Annotated in this window: 13 protein-coding genes and 1 pseudogene; 8 read left to right on the top strand and 6 right to left on the bottom strand. The window is 62.8% G+C overall.

Going from position 1 to position 12,949, the window contains the following annotated elements:
* The first annotated feature begins 62 nt into the window (after positions 1-62).
* From CH271_RS09070 to CH271_RS09050, 5 genes are read left to right on the top strand one after another with little or no spacing between them, the layout of a single operon-like run.
* On the top strand, positions 63-1,034 hold the full coding sequence (locus CH271_RS09070) for a ScbA/BarX family gamma-butyrolactone biosynthesis protein (protein WP_015586114.1): 972 nt from the start codon (positions 63-65) through the stop codon (positions 1,032-1,034).
* A gap of 2 nt (positions 1,035-1,036) precedes the next feature.
* A complete protein-coding gene (locus CH271_RS09065; RefSeq protein ID WP_052047793.1) occupies positions 1,037-1,738 on the top strand; it encodes an HAD family hydrolase in 702 nt (233 codons plus the stop codon).
* Positions 1,735-3,378: an MFS transporter gene (locus tag CH271_RS09060; RefSeq protein ID WP_015586112.1), complete on the top strand. Its 1,644-nt coding sequence runs from the start codon at positions 1,735-1,737 to the stop codon at positions 3,376-3,378. Before CH271_RS09065 ends, CH271_RS09060 begins: the two co-directional genes overlap by 4 nt.
* Positions 3,375-5,036 (top strand): FAD-dependent monooxygenase, encoded by a 1,662-nt coding sequence (locus CH271_RS09055; RefSeq protein ID WP_015586111.1) that lies wholly within the window; start codon positions 3,375-3,377, stop codon positions 5,034-5,036. The genes CH271_RS09060 and CH271_RS09055 overlap by 4 nt, the downstream gene beginning before the upstream one ends.
* Positions 5,033-6,031 carry an aldo/keto reductase gene (locus tag CH271_RS09050; RefSeq protein WP_015586110.1) on the top strand — a complete coding sequence of 333 codons (999 nt, stop codon included), beginning with the start codon at positions 5,033-5,035 and terminating at the stop codon, positions 6,029-6,031. Before CH271_RS09055 ends, CH271_RS09050 begins: the two co-directional genes overlap by 4 nt.
* 842 nt (positions 6,032-6,873) lie before the next feature.
* Here the strand turns inward: CH271_RS09050 and CH271_RS09040 are convergent.
* Both CH271_RS09040 and CH271_RS28770 read right to left on the bottom strand, forming a co-directional pair.
* Positions 6,874-7,341 (bottom strand): hypothetical protein, encoded by a 468-nt coding sequence (locus CH271_RS09040; RefSeq protein WP_139278538.1) that lies wholly within the window; start codon positions 7,339-7,341, stop codon positions 6,874-6,876.
* 101 nt (positions 7,342-7,442) lie between these two features.
* Positions 7,443-7,607 (bottom strand): hypothetical protein, encoded by a 165-nt coding sequence (locus CH271_RS28770; RefSeq protein WP_155289035.1) that lies wholly within the window; start codon positions 7,605-7,607, stop codon positions 7,443-7,445.
* Between the two features lie 307 nt (positions 7,608-7,914).
* On the opposite strand from CH271_RS28770, the gene CH271_RS29240 reads away from it, so the two are divergent.
* A complete protein-coding gene (locus tag CH271_RS29240; protein WP_230591901.1) occupies positions 7,915-8,538 on the top strand; it encodes a hypothetical protein in 624 nt (207 codons plus the stop codon).
* 38 nt (positions 8,539-8,576) lie between these two features.
* The gene (locus tag CH271_RS29235) at positions 8,577-8,942 is read left to right on the top strand and encodes a histone-like nucleoid-structuring protein Lsr2 (RefSeq protein ID WP_015586104.1); all 366 of its coding nucleotides are present in this window, start codon (positions 8,577-8,579) and stop codon (positions 8,940-8,942) included.
* 351 nt (positions 8,943-9,293) lie between these two features.
* On the opposite strand, the gene CH271_RS29230 is transcribed toward CH271_RS29235, so the two are convergent.
* Both CH271_RS29230 and CH271_RS29560 read right to left on the bottom strand, forming a co-directional pair.
* Entirely contained in the window at positions 9,294-9,629 is a 336-nt protein-coding gene (locus CH271_RS29230) for a hypothetical protein (RefSeq protein WP_230596322.1), read from the bottom strand.
* A 75-nt stretch (positions 9,630-9,704) separates the two neighbouring features.
* Positions 9,705-9,923: pseudogene (locus tag CH271_RS29560) on the bottom strand (TetR family transcriptional regulator); the annotation flags it as partial.
* A gap of 311 nt (positions 9,924-10,234) precedes the next feature.
* On the opposite strand from CH271_RS29560, the gene CH271_RS09025 reads away from it, so the two are divergent.
* Positions 10,235-10,756, top strand: a complete 522-nt coding sequence (locus CH271_RS09025; RefSeq protein WP_015586102.1) for a hypothetical protein — start codon at positions 10,235-10,237, stop codon at positions 10,754-10,756.
* 78 nt (positions 10,757-10,834) lie between these two features.
* Here CH271_RS09025 and CH271_RS09020 read toward each other — a convergent pair whose 3' ends face one another.
* Both CH271_RS09020 and CH271_RS09015 read right to left on the bottom strand, forming a co-directional pair.
* Positions 10,835-11,854 carry an ATP-binding protein gene (locus CH271_RS09020; RefSeq protein ID WP_032364995.1) on the bottom strand — a complete coding sequence of 340 codons (1,020 nt, stop codon included), beginning with the start codon at positions 11,852-11,854 and terminating at the stop codon, positions 10,835-10,837.
* Positions 11,851-12,921, bottom strand: coding sequence for an ATPase AAA (locus tag CH271_RS09015; RefSeq protein WP_015586100.1), 1,071 nt, complete (start codon positions 12,919-12,921; stop codon positions 11,851-11,853). The genes CH271_RS09020 and CH271_RS09015 overlap by 4 nt, the downstream gene beginning before the upstream one ends.
* Between the last annotated feature and the right edge of the window lie 28 nt (positions 12,922-12,949).

Raw genomic sequence — 12,949 nt, 5'->3', positions numbered from 1 at the left:
CGTACCGATCGGTGCGTTTCGCACAAAGCAGAAAATCTGCGACCACCTTCCTGGGGGAAGAAATGACTGTCACCACACCACCGTTCGATATCGCCAGTGAACTGACATTCGATCGCACTGTGCCGCGAAGCCTCGTCCACCGCGCAGCTGTCAGCGAGGTCTTCCTCACCGACGCTGCTGCGACGGGCGAGAACCGATTCGTCGTCGCCGCGCAGCTACCGCGAGGGCATGCCCTCTACAGCGACCGACTCGACGACCGGTACGACCCCATGATCCTCGTGGAGGCATGCAGGCAGGCCTCGATCCTGATCAGTCACCAGTTCTACGGAGTACCCAAGGACTGGGCGTTCGTCTTCCGCAAGGCCTCGGTGTCGGTGACCGACCTCGCTGCCCTCCAGGTCGGGGAAACACCGGGCCGGTTGGTCATCCGAGTCGAATTCGAGAAGCGGTTCCACGTCGAGGGGTACCTGACCGGGGCAGTCGGTAGGTACCAGACCGTTCTCGACGGCGTGCCTGTCGGCGAATTCGTCGGATCCCTGAGCTTCATGCCCAAGCAGATGTTCGCCGAGATGCGCGCGGCCGGGCGGGCAGCGAAGAACACCCCCGATCAGCCGTATACCTCTGCCGCCGTTCCGCTTCCGCCTGCACGCGTTGCCCGGCGGGACTCGAAGAACGTCGTCATCGCCTCCACCGGCACCGAACACCCCGACACGACGTACGAGGTCGTCGTCGACAACAACCACCCGTCGCTCTCCGATCACAAGGTCGACCACGTCTCGGGGATGCTCTTGACCGAAGCGTGCAGGCAGGCATCGGTGTGCGCCGTCCTCGACACCCACTCACTGCCGGAATCGTCGGTCGGTTCCCCGGTGCGCTACGACATCCAGTTCCTCGACTTCGCCGAACACGAGCTTCCTGTCTACTGCCGCTTGATCGACACCGCACCCACCGAGTCCGGGACTGGGATCGTCGCATCTTTCGAACTCGTCCAGGGTGACGTCGTCATCGTCCGCTCGCAGGTCGAGGTGGGATGACGATGTCCGACAACAGTATCGACACCGGTCCCCTCGTTCTCGTCGTCGACTACGGCGGCGTCCTGACCAACCCCATCGCCGACACCATCGCGGCGTTCACCGAGTACATGTCCGTGCAACCGGAGGACCTGATGGGTGCCCTGTTCACCGCGCACGATGACCCGGACGAAACGATCATGGCCCCGCTCGAACGCGGCGAAATCACCGAAGCGGCCTTCCTCGACCGAGTCGGATCGGCACTGGAAACCATGACCGGACGCGCTATCGACCTGTCACAGTTCCGGCCGGCATGGTTCTCCGGCCGGGTCCCCAACTCGGAACTTCTCGACTACTTGCACACGCTGAAATCCGAAGGACGAACTCTGGGACTGTTGACCAACAACGTCCGAGAATGGGAACCCGAGTGGCGAGGAATCGTCCCCACAGGCCTGTTCAGCGTCGAGGTCGTCTCCGCGAACGAAGGTGTCCGCAAACCCGAACCCGAAATCTACCGCCGGACGACCGAACGACTCGGCGTCCCTGCCGCTCGATGCCTGTTCGTCGACGACGACCTACGCAATTGCCAAGCCGCCCGAGCGCACGGAATGCAGATACATCACTTCACCGACACCGCGGGAGCCATCGAGGCAATCGACGCCTGGTTCGGACGCCAGCAGCCGGCCGCGCAACCCACCGCGGACGCGCTCCTCGAGGAGTCCGCATGAGCACCCCCGAACCGCTGCAGTCGGCCCCCGAACGCTGGTGGACGCTGACAGCGGTCTGCCTCGGAACATTCATGCTGTTCTTGGACCTCACCGTCGTCAACGTCGCACTGCCCGCGATACAACGAGACCTCTCGGCCAGCTTCGAGCAGTTGCAATGGGTGATCGACGCCTACGCCCTGGCACTGGCCGCGTTTCTGCTCACCGCCGGCTCGATCGCGGACAGACTGGGCCGCACCCGGATCTTCGCCGTCGGCGCGCTGGCCTTCACCCTCGCGTCCGTGGCTTGCGGTCTCGCTGGGTCAGCAACTCTGCTCAACGCAGCACGTGGAGTTCAAGGCCTCGGCGCGGCCATCATGTACGCCGTCGGCCCAGCGATGATCGCAGCGACGTTCCACGGCCGCCAACGAGGAACCGCCTTCGGCATCTTCGGGGCCACCTCGGGCATCGCCATCGCTGCGGGACCGTTGATCGGAGGCATCCTCACCGAAGTGGACTGGCGATGGGTGTTCTACCTCAATATCCCTGTGGGACTGATCATTCTGGCCGTCGTCGCTCTGAAAGTCCGGGACCACCAGACATCGACCGCGCGCCGCGGTCTCGACCCCCTCGGTCTGGCACTGTTCTCCGCAGGTCTGTTCGCGTTGATCTTTGCAATCATCCGGGCACCCGTCGTGGGATGGACCGACCCACGTACCGCGGTAGCGTTGGCGGTCGGTGTGCTCGCCCTCCTCGGCTTCGCTGTGGTCGAGCGCCGCGTCCGCAATCCCATGCTCGACATGGTCCTGTTCGGAAACCGTTCCTTCAACGGCCTGTCCGCGGCAACGTTTGCGATCAACTTCGCCGTCACGGCCACCATCTTGTTCTCGGTGCTGTGGATGCAAGGCGTGCTGGGCTACTCGGCTATCGAGACCGGATTGAGGTTCCTGCCGCTTACCGGCGTCCTGCTGATATCCGGTGCCGTGGGCGGAATACTGAGCGCCCGGATCTCGACATCGATTCTGATCGGAATCTCGCTGTTGTGCACAGGAATCGGGTTTCTGTTGTTTCGATTCGCGGACGTCGGTGACAGCTGGACGGCGTTGTTACCGGGGTTTGTGATCGCGGGACTCGGTATGGGACTACACAATCCACCCCGTGCGAGCGCGGCAGTGGCTCTCGTTCGGGCCGAAGACTCAGGGATGGGAGCTGGGATCAACGAGACATTCCAGCAGGTCGGTGCGGCATTGGGCGTGGCGGTACTCGGAGCTTTGGCTCATCGCACCATCGAATCCGAACTCGACACCGCGTACGGATCCGCCCTGACTCCGGCCCAGCTCGACGCCACCGTCGACGCCGTGGCCTCCGGGGCCGTCGCGGCGCTGCAAGAGACCGGGCAGGACGTTGGGGTGGCAGCAGAAATCGCGTTCATCTCGGCGCTGCATCAGGTCACGACGATCGCGGGAATCGTCACCCTCATCGGTGCGATCGCGGCATTCACCCTCATCAGACGCAAGGACTTCCTCGTCGACCCCGCGGCAGCAGACCCGCACGCAGCGGCCTCTCCCCTACCCCGCGACGCGCCGTCCACCGGATACGAGGACGTGATCTCGGCCGAACAATCCAGCCTCGCCCCGCCTCGCCCGTCAGGAGTCCGGACATGACCGAGCACACCGTCCTCATCGTCGGCGCGGGCCCCACAGGTCTGACGCTTGCTTGCGAGCTCGCCCGCAGGAACGTCGACCACATGATTATCGACGGCAAGTCGGGGCCCTCGACCGAACCGAAAGCCCTCGTACTCTGGAGTGCCGCCCAGGAGAGCCTGCGCATCCTCGGTGTCGATCCCGCGGTATTCGATGCCGGCGTCACTCTCGACCGAGCGTCGTACTGGTCGAAAGGGTCACAGATCGGCCACGTCGACTTCACCGGCCTCGACCAGCCCGGCCTGCACAAACCCCTGTCCCTTCCGCAGCCCCTCGTCGAGGCAGCTCTCCTCGAGCTCTACCAGGCGCTGGGAGGTACGGTCCGCTGGCGGCACAAGTTCCTCGGTGCCCTCGATCCGGACCCTGCCGGGCCCAGCGACGGGGCGAGGGCGTCATTGGTCGGTCCGAGCGGAATCCGCTTCACCACAACAGCAGAGTGGATCGTGGGCACCGACGGTGCACACAGCACCGTGCGGAAAACAGCGGCCATCGACTTCGACGGCGACAGCTACGACGACGCTTTTCTGCTGGTGGACGGCACCCTAGAAACCGATGGGTCGGTCGGGGAGGCTCAGTACCATCTCCACCCGGACGGGGTGACGGTCGTCGTCCCGCTCCCAGGTGGTGGACACCGGGTATTTCTCGGACACCGTCAGTCCGCTTCCCCTGCGCTCATACCGCCGACTCAGATCACCGATCGCGCCAACATCATGCTCGGCCAACGCGGCCTCGGCCGCTTCCGGGTCAGTAATGTGCTTTGGCAGAGCGACTTTCGAGTACACCGGAGACTGTCCTCGCGCTACGTGTCGGGCCGATTCATCCTTGCCGGCGACGCTGCACATATTCACAGTCCTGCGGGAGGTCAAGGTATGAACACCGGAATACAGGACGCGGCGAATCTCGCGTGGAAACTTGCAGCAGTAGCGGTCGACGGAGCCGATGCAGCACTACTCGAAACATATGAACTCGAACGACGACCCGTCGCAGAATCGGTCGCCGCGATGACCGATCTTCAGACGAAACTGTGGACAACTCGTGCTGCCGTTTCGCGGTGGATCCGCGACCGAATCCTCGGAATCCTCTCGGCGACAGGGCTCCTCACCCGGCGTGTCGTTCCTCAACTGGCGCAGATCGATACGGCCTACGGCCCGTCAGTGGCCCGCGGGGGCGGGCGCGGTCGAACCATCTCGCCGGGCAAGTTCCTGCCCCCGCATCCCGTCCAGTTCGACGGAGAGGTCGACAAGTTGCTGCCCGACCTCCTCGATGACCGACGAGTCCTGGCGCTGGCCACCATCACCAGTATCGACGAACTCCGGGCCTTACATGCCATCCTCGACTCGTGGGGGTCGCGGCTGCACGTCGTGGTCGTGGTCCACTCCCCCACCACACTTCTGAGCGCAACTCCCACCGTGATCGACACCCACGAGATCGTTTCGAGCGAGCTCGGACAGGGCGGTGTCGCTGTCGTGCGTCCCGACCGCATAGTGGGCATGACCGGCTCGCTGCAGAACCCTGCAGCCATACGGACCTACCTCACCGCAGTGGCCGGACCCGCGGACACACAGGCAGTCGAACGCGGTCGACCCGAAACGAGCGCCTCCAAGGAGACAGCATCATGACCGACTTCCCACACGTGAACCTCGGAACAGGCCTCGAAGTATCCGCACTCGGATTCGGCGGCATGGCATTGACCTCGATGTACGGCGAATCCGACCCCGACCAAGCACTGAAGACCCTGCATCACGCCGTCAACCTCGGCATCGACTTCATCGACACCGCAGATGTGTACGGCCTCGGGACCAACGAGGAACTGATCGGCAGACTCCTCGCCGACCGTCGCGACGAGGTCACCGTCGCCACCAAATTCGGTATCGATACCTCCGTAACCGAACCCGGCCGCAGAAGCCGCGGAGACAGGGCTTACGTCCGCCAGTGCATCGACAACAGCCTGCGTCGCCTCGACGTGGACGTCGTCGACCTCTACTACCTTCACCGGGTCGACCCACACATCCCGATCGACGACACCATCGGAGCGATGGCCGAGCTCATCGCCGACGGAAAAGTCCGGCACATCGGAGTATCGGAAGTAACCGCCCCCGAACTAGAACGAGCGCACCGGACCCATCCGCTCGCCGCGGTCCAGTCCGAATGGAGCTTGTTCAGCCGCGACGTCGAGAACGCCATCGTCCCGACCGCAGCTCGACTCGGCATCGGATTCGTTCCCTACTCCCCACTGGGACGCGGAATGCTCACCGGAAAAGTGAAACAGGAACAGCTCGGCGACAACGACTTTCGGCGGTATCTACCCCGCTTTCAACTCGACGCATTCGAAACGAACACCGACGCCCTCGCCCCATTGACAGACATCGCGTCACAGCACGGATCCACGCCCGCCCAGATCGCATTGGCGTGGCTACGGGTGAAAGGTACACAGTTCGCGCTGCCCGTCGTTCCGATACCCGGCACTCGGAATGCGGATCGGGTCACCGAAAACGCGGGCTCGGTGCACATCGAACTCACCGCGGACCAGCTCGCCGTCCTCGACACCCTCGCCGACGCCGTCACCGGAACCCGAGCACCCGACATGAGTTGGGTATCAGCCGGCCGCGAATGACACGGGCACAACTGCACGGCACAGCCGCATTCCCGCCCCGTCGATCAGATCGACGGGCGGGAATTGTGCCGCCGGGAACCGGAGCGTCACTGCGCCGAAATGCCCGAATTGCGATGACTCCAACTACGGCCACGACGAAAGCGCCAGTGGCCCAGGGGATCCACGCGGGGTTGGCTCCCAACACGCTTCCCGTGGTCAACAGAAGAGTGACCCACACGGTTGCGGCGACGATATTCAACACCGCGAACCTCGAGAACGACAACGAGGAACCCGCAGCGAGACGTGGCCCCAAGGTCCTCGCGCCTCCGACGAAATGCGTGGTCACTGTCCCGACGCGCGCATCCCCCGAAAACAACTGACGTGCCCGAGCAAGCACCCTGTTGATCAGGCGCGCAAAGCGGCCTGCGCCGGCGATATCAGCGCGACACGATCCACGCCTGATGGACCGAAAGGCCAGCTGAGCCCCTGCTGTCGACGAAGCGATCAGGACGATCGCCGTCACGACGGGATCAAGTTCGCCCAGCCCCACGAGAGCACCGACCGCCAGAACCGTGCCAGTACCCGGGAGGAGAAACCCGACGAGCAAGCCGGATTCCACCAAGAGGATTGCGGCAGCCACGAGCAGAACCATCGGAGCACACCAGGAAGCGATTGAGGCTATGACATCGATGAACAGATCCATCAGATCCCCACGTCCAACGGTGACGGCCGCTGCCATCAAATACGAGTATTAACTCGTAGAATACCATTCGTCTGGATTCGCCGCCTGCGATAGCGTGACTACCGAGACAGAACTGCGGGGCTCAGGTGTGGCCCAGCGCAATAAGCGGCTGCTTCAACACCTACTCGCCTCTGAGCGTTGCCGACACCGATTCCCGTCCGCTTCTGCGGTCGAACGCCGCGAAGCAATCGGCGACAGCGTGCGCCCGATCCAGCGCCGAAGGAAATTCCGCGAGCTGCACATTCCACAATTCGCAGCACACCTCCAGCCGCGGAATGTTGGTTGCGGGGATCCCATGGGCACCGGCGGTCAACGCCGCGATATCTGCGGGCAGGTGGTGCCAACGCGACCGGACACCATGCCGGTGAAAGACCTTGCTCAAAAATGCCGCATGGATCTCCGGATCTGCGCCGCCGAGCGTGTTTCCAGCCAACACATCACTGAGCGCCGCGAGCTCCGTTCCAATGGTCAACGCGTCATGCTGCGCCTTTTCCACCAGCCGTCGACGGTGGTATCCGCTGAGCTGCAGGAATGTTGAATCCGCCCGTTCGAGCTGTGCCGATGTCAAAGGCAGCGCGAGATCCCACACCCTCCCGGATGCACCGTCGATCGCGGCGAGCTCGAAGGCCTCGTGAGCCTCGAACGACGGCCCCGTGGTGTGGACGTCAACAACGACGAGCTGCCGGCCCCTCATCCCCGCAACTCCCCCTGCCACACCGAATCGATACACGGCACACCCACGCCGGCAGTATCGACGTCGAATTCGGTCATCACCGCGGCGAACCTGTCCACGACGTGTCCTACGGCGTCCCCGCTTCCGTCGACGTTCACATCTCCACCGCTCTTGTCTCGCATGATCATTCACCCCCACCGATAGGCCAAGGCCCCTGTTGGCTGTCTCTGTCGATGCACACTAGCGTCAGGACCGGACACCACGAACAGCTCGAATTCTCATCCGCAGGCCAACGGGTCTGCCGTTCAAACGGTTGTCAGCCCTAACTACCAGTGACATCGCCCCCCAACACGAGGACCATCAGAAGCGGCCTGGCCGCAACGACCAGCTCAGCGGGTTCGCGGTTGCACCTCAGGTATCTCCACCCGTCGATTTGAGTCAAGGACGACGAGTTACAGCGGGGGCATGTGCCTGCTGCGACGAACACTCGTGGAGGTTCAGATGGGCGAAATAAAATGCCGACCGTTAATCCTGATCAGGGGGTTCGGCGGCGTCGATGTCGCTGATGATCAGCGTAGTGCGTATCAGGGATACAACGACGGCACGGTCTACCCCACCAAGCGTGGTGACAACTACATCTACGAGGGCTTCCTGCTCCGCGCACTGAAAGCGAAGAGGTACCGCTACACAGACGCGACCAACGTTGTGGGCTACTACGCGCAGAATGTCGAAGGACCCGCCGACACGGGCGAATACGACCCCTCTGATGTAGGCGGCAGCGTTGTCATCGATCCGCGCACGGCCGCGCGCGTTCTCAACGAGGCCACTTCCGGGACGATATGGGTGTACCGATTTTACGACCTCTCGCCGCGGACCCTGGCCCGATACGCGGAAGGGCTGGTCCGCCTCATTTCCCTGATCGAACGGTCGTCAGAACAGCACAACCAGACATTCGACGGCGTCGACGTCATCGCCCGACTAGTAACTTGGGCTTCATCGCCGACCACGAATGGAGCGCTGCCCATAATCGCACTCTCTCGATCCTGCATCCGAACCACGCGCGCCGCACCCACAGTTGTCACGACCACGCAGACCCGTTATACGCTCACTTAGCTGTCTTCCATACATTTTTGCGAGAGGGTTTCTTCACTGTGGCCAAGCTAGAAACGATTCAATTGGTCGACGACATCGACGGATCGGTCATCGACGACTCCGGTGAAACGATCGAGTTCGCGGTCCAGGGCGTCGAGTACGTGATCGACTTGAAAGCAAAGAACGCCAGCGAGTTTCACAGAAAGCTCGACTACTACATCAAGCACGCCGCGCGGGTTGGCGGACGCAAACGTAAACCCTTCCCCGCAACCGCGTCGACGCCTTCGACAGCCGGGACACCGGCCAAGCGTGACCCGGCGCAGACTCGCGCAATTCGGCAGTGGGCGGCGGACAACGGTCACGAGATCGGCGATCGAGGCCGCATCCCCACCGACATCGAAGAGGCGTACAACGCCGCACACTGACAGCCCAGGAAACTCACCTGGCACGTCATCGAACGCCGGATCACCGACGCGCTCCGAACGATGTTGGTCACCGGCTCGACTACCCGAAAGGGCGATTCGGATGTGCGCACGATCGGCTCTGCGATCAGCGGGTGCAGCGGCGATACCCAGTCTGCTGCCGACTGACGTAACAGGCCCAAGGCAAAGACCGCGTCCGGTGTCCGGGCGACCACCCCTGAAGGGCTCACACACATCTCTCGTACGCCGACACCGGTGCCCCACGACAACGTGAGCTGGCCCGGCTCGTCGCCCACTACCGGCCGCGGGTAACCGGCGGAGATCAAGGCTTCCCGGAGTCCCCGCCACCGCTGTTCATACCGCCACTGCACCGGCAGCCGCGATCACGGGCCCCGTCAACCGCAGGACGGTGTCGAGATCGCCGCCGTCACCGAAGCCCCCCGGCCCGGCGGTGGTCGTCACGCCGCACACGATGGCCATGACAGCATCGGCAGTGTCCACCGATATCGTCGGCAGCCTGCCGTTGCTGGTCAGAAGGGCCAGGACCGCGGCCCTGAGAGGGTGGTAGGTCGCGGCCCGTGCGACGTCCTCGTAGTGGAGGTCGGTCCACAACACCGCTGCTGCCCTCAGAGACCAATACCGTTTCGCATGAGTGAAGTAGCCGCCGAGCAAGTCCTGAACATCGGCCACAGTGTCTCCTGTAGACGGGCGATGCGCCCGGAGGAACTCGCATTGTCGAGCAGCCTGGTCGACCACTGCATGAACAACAGCGTCCTTCGATGGGAAGTGGAAGTACATGCCCCCTTTGGTCACCCCTGCAGCCTGTATCAGGTCGTTGACCGTGACGCCGCTTCCCCCACATGCGATGGTTCGAGCCGCACCGGTAATCAACGCGTCACGGGTCCGTTGCGCACGTTTCTGCGGAGGACGCGCGCGATGCTCGGCATTCTCCCGCTCCGAAACCTTCTGATCGGCAACCGTCATGTCACACTCTCTCCGGTCCATCGCCACATAGGACTGCCTTCTACTCCGATTCGCACGCGCGGATCCGACCATCTGTCGGCGACCGAAGCACTACCGTCCCTAGGCGAGGAATTTCGCCATTCCAAAGTCGATCGGCTCCAACAGTCCACGATTATGCCTGCGGAGGTGGACACTTCGAGCACCGGCAAATATTCGGGAGTCGGAACATCTGCTGCCGCGTGAGGCGCAATAGGTACGGAAAAATCTCTCCTTTTTCACCACTCACGTTGCGTCAACCGACCCCAAGTTCTGGATCCGAATACTGTTACGAAATGGATATCAGTGGTGTGGCCTCGATTATCGGAGCTCTCGGTATCGGATCCTTTGCGGGCCAGTACCTGATCGGCAGTCAGCAACGCCGTCAACTGCGTAGCGAGGTTCTCCGGCACTTGGCGAGCACCGAACGCACCCGATGGGCAGGGTCGTCGTCCACTGATCCGTCGTTTCAGCACTTCAAGGACAGTGTCCGCGAGCTTGAGACGGCCGCGATCATTGCACGGGTTCCGCGACGGCCACTGCGTTTGTACATCCAACTGGCCACTGTGGCGCGCCTGACGAGCGACGACGACGTAAAGCAGAAAGACGGTCAGGAAGAAGCCGGGGGAATCAACACTGCGCTGGGGCGATGTGTGCGCTTGTCAGCAGCGCAGCTCAGTCGACTGATGTGGTCGCCGTGGCTCGCCAGAGCAGGCATGAAGCGACGGGTAAACGCGATCGAACGAGAAGCTCAAGGCCTCGACGCTGAGGTCCTCGATGCGGTGGACAGGGCCAAGCAGTTTCACACCTACTACTGAAGCTGCAAAGGGGTTGGTAAACCCGAATTGCAGTTCAGGCGATGCATTTTGCGAACTACCTACGCCGGTAGTCGTGTCCTAGCCTGCAGCGATCGCAGCGACGACGTGAGCTGCGGCGATGGTCTCACTTACTGCAGAACACGCTCGTACCAACGCATCCTGCAATACGACCAGCTCCCGGCGGACACTGCGACCGGCCCCGTAGTGGTCGAAGAGATGCTGGAGGGCGTCAGCGTCGATGACGTCGACCGCGCCGAGATTCGGATTTCCCGCGGCCTGGCGGGCCCGCCTACCGATGATCGACCCCAGCGCGGCTGAATTAGCTAAGGCGGGCAGGGTGATTCGCGTGTTCAGGTATTCGCGAGCCTGTTTGTAGTGGGGGCTGTCGATGTAGTCGTTATGGACGGCGACGACACATGCTGCCGGAAGTCGCTCGGCGATCATCCTCAGAGTCAAGCCGAAGAACATTGCGATCCGCGGCTCCGGATCGACGCCGATACCTGGACGACGTATCCACTGGTCCGTGTCATCGAGCACGAGCGTCGGAATCAAGCCACTGCGCGAAATCAGTTCCAGGACCCTGATGGCCTGATCCACGACATCCTCACCTTGCGATGGTTCGTTCACCACGCTGCCGAGCTCGATCGCGAGATTGCCGGCCAACCATGGGAGACCAACCGAGAATTTGACCGGTCGATGTGGGGAACCTCCACGCATTTCCCGAGCAATCTTCTGGACTGCCCGGTTCTCGTCGAGCTGTTTGGCGATGGTGTTGACCAACAGACGCGGGAATTCAGCCGGATCGGAGACGAGGGAGTCGGTCTGAAATCCCATCCTGATCCTCAGTGCTGCAACGTTTTCGGAGTGAAGAGCGTCCATCACGTACTCGGTGATCGAGGACTTACCCGAGCCACTGGCACCGATCAGAGCCACACGCTCACGCCGCCGAACAGCGTCCATGAAGCGCTGCTCGTAGTCACCACTCACGGGGCCAGTGAGGACGTCGAACGGCACATGGACCTGCCACATACGATCCGGATCCGGCGACGGGTCGAAGGCCTTCGAGTCCCGCAATTGACGCAGTAGGGCGTCACTCATTTCTGGTCCTCCGGATCAGCGTGTTCGGTCCGCAGCCATTCCGCCGGCGGAGTCAACTCGTACACCCGCCGCGGCCGCCCGGGACCTGACGAGACTTCGCTGCTCCGGACCAGCCCCTTCTCGTAAAGTTGCTTGAAGACTTGTACAGCACGAGGACGCGTCCACCCCAACGCGGCCAGCAAGTCTTCATCCGATGCGCTGACCGGGCCCCGCACCTTCATTTCGGCCGCCAGCATCGACGCTGGGCGACCCAAAGCCCAGAGCGCATTGTCTCTATCGGCGAGGGCCAGGTAGTTGTCCTCGTACGACCCGGGGTCCTGCAGGAATCCCCGCAGAGCACTTACCAGATCTCGGGGGTTTCGCCCTACCGCATCAGCGAGGGTGCTGGCTTGCGGTTCCATGTCGATTCCCGCGCGGCGAGTGATCAACTTGATGCTTTCCGTTCTCGAGAGCGGGGGTACGTCGACGATCTTCTCGAAGAATGCATCTGCAGGCGGAGTCAGGAGACCTTGACGGTCACTTTCACGCACCGACACCGCCCACAGGTATCCCGTCGCCCACACCTCATCGCGGTACCGCCCGAACAGTGCGTGCCCGGCCGATGCGGTGACGTCGTCGACGATGATCACCGGATACAGCCGCGTCCCAAGCGGAGCAGTGCCGTCGTCGCTTTCTGCTGCCCACCTCCGAAGCGTGGCGTCGATGAACTGCAGGCGAAAGTCACTCAATCGCCGCAGCAAGACGTCGGGCCCGTCACTGTCGACTGCCGGTTCGCCGGTGACCTGTTCTACGACGCGGGCGAGCACGTCACGGCCGTCCGAGATCCCCTCGACCCGAACGAAGCTCATCGGGAAGTCGCCTTCGCGGCGGGCACCGGTGAACGGCTCTCGGCTGTCGAGCTGCAGCTGTCTAAGCAGCGACGTTCGGCCTGTGCCGCGGTCCCCCGTCACCAGAACGTTGAGCTCAGCGTTCAATCCGTCCCATATCGCGGCGAGTTCGTCTCGCCGGCCGACGAACAGTTCGGCGTCGACGGAATTGTCGAGCAGAGGACGTGCGCTGATCTTCATGAGACTTACAGTACTTACTGTAAGTTTC

This window comes from Rhodococcus sp. 05-340-2, from assembly GCF_002258915.1.
GTDB lineage: Bacteria > Actinomycetota > Actinomycetes > Mycobacteriales > Mycobacteriaceae > Rhodococcoides.
This window is presented reverse-complemented; position numbering and strand designations above follow the sequence as displayed.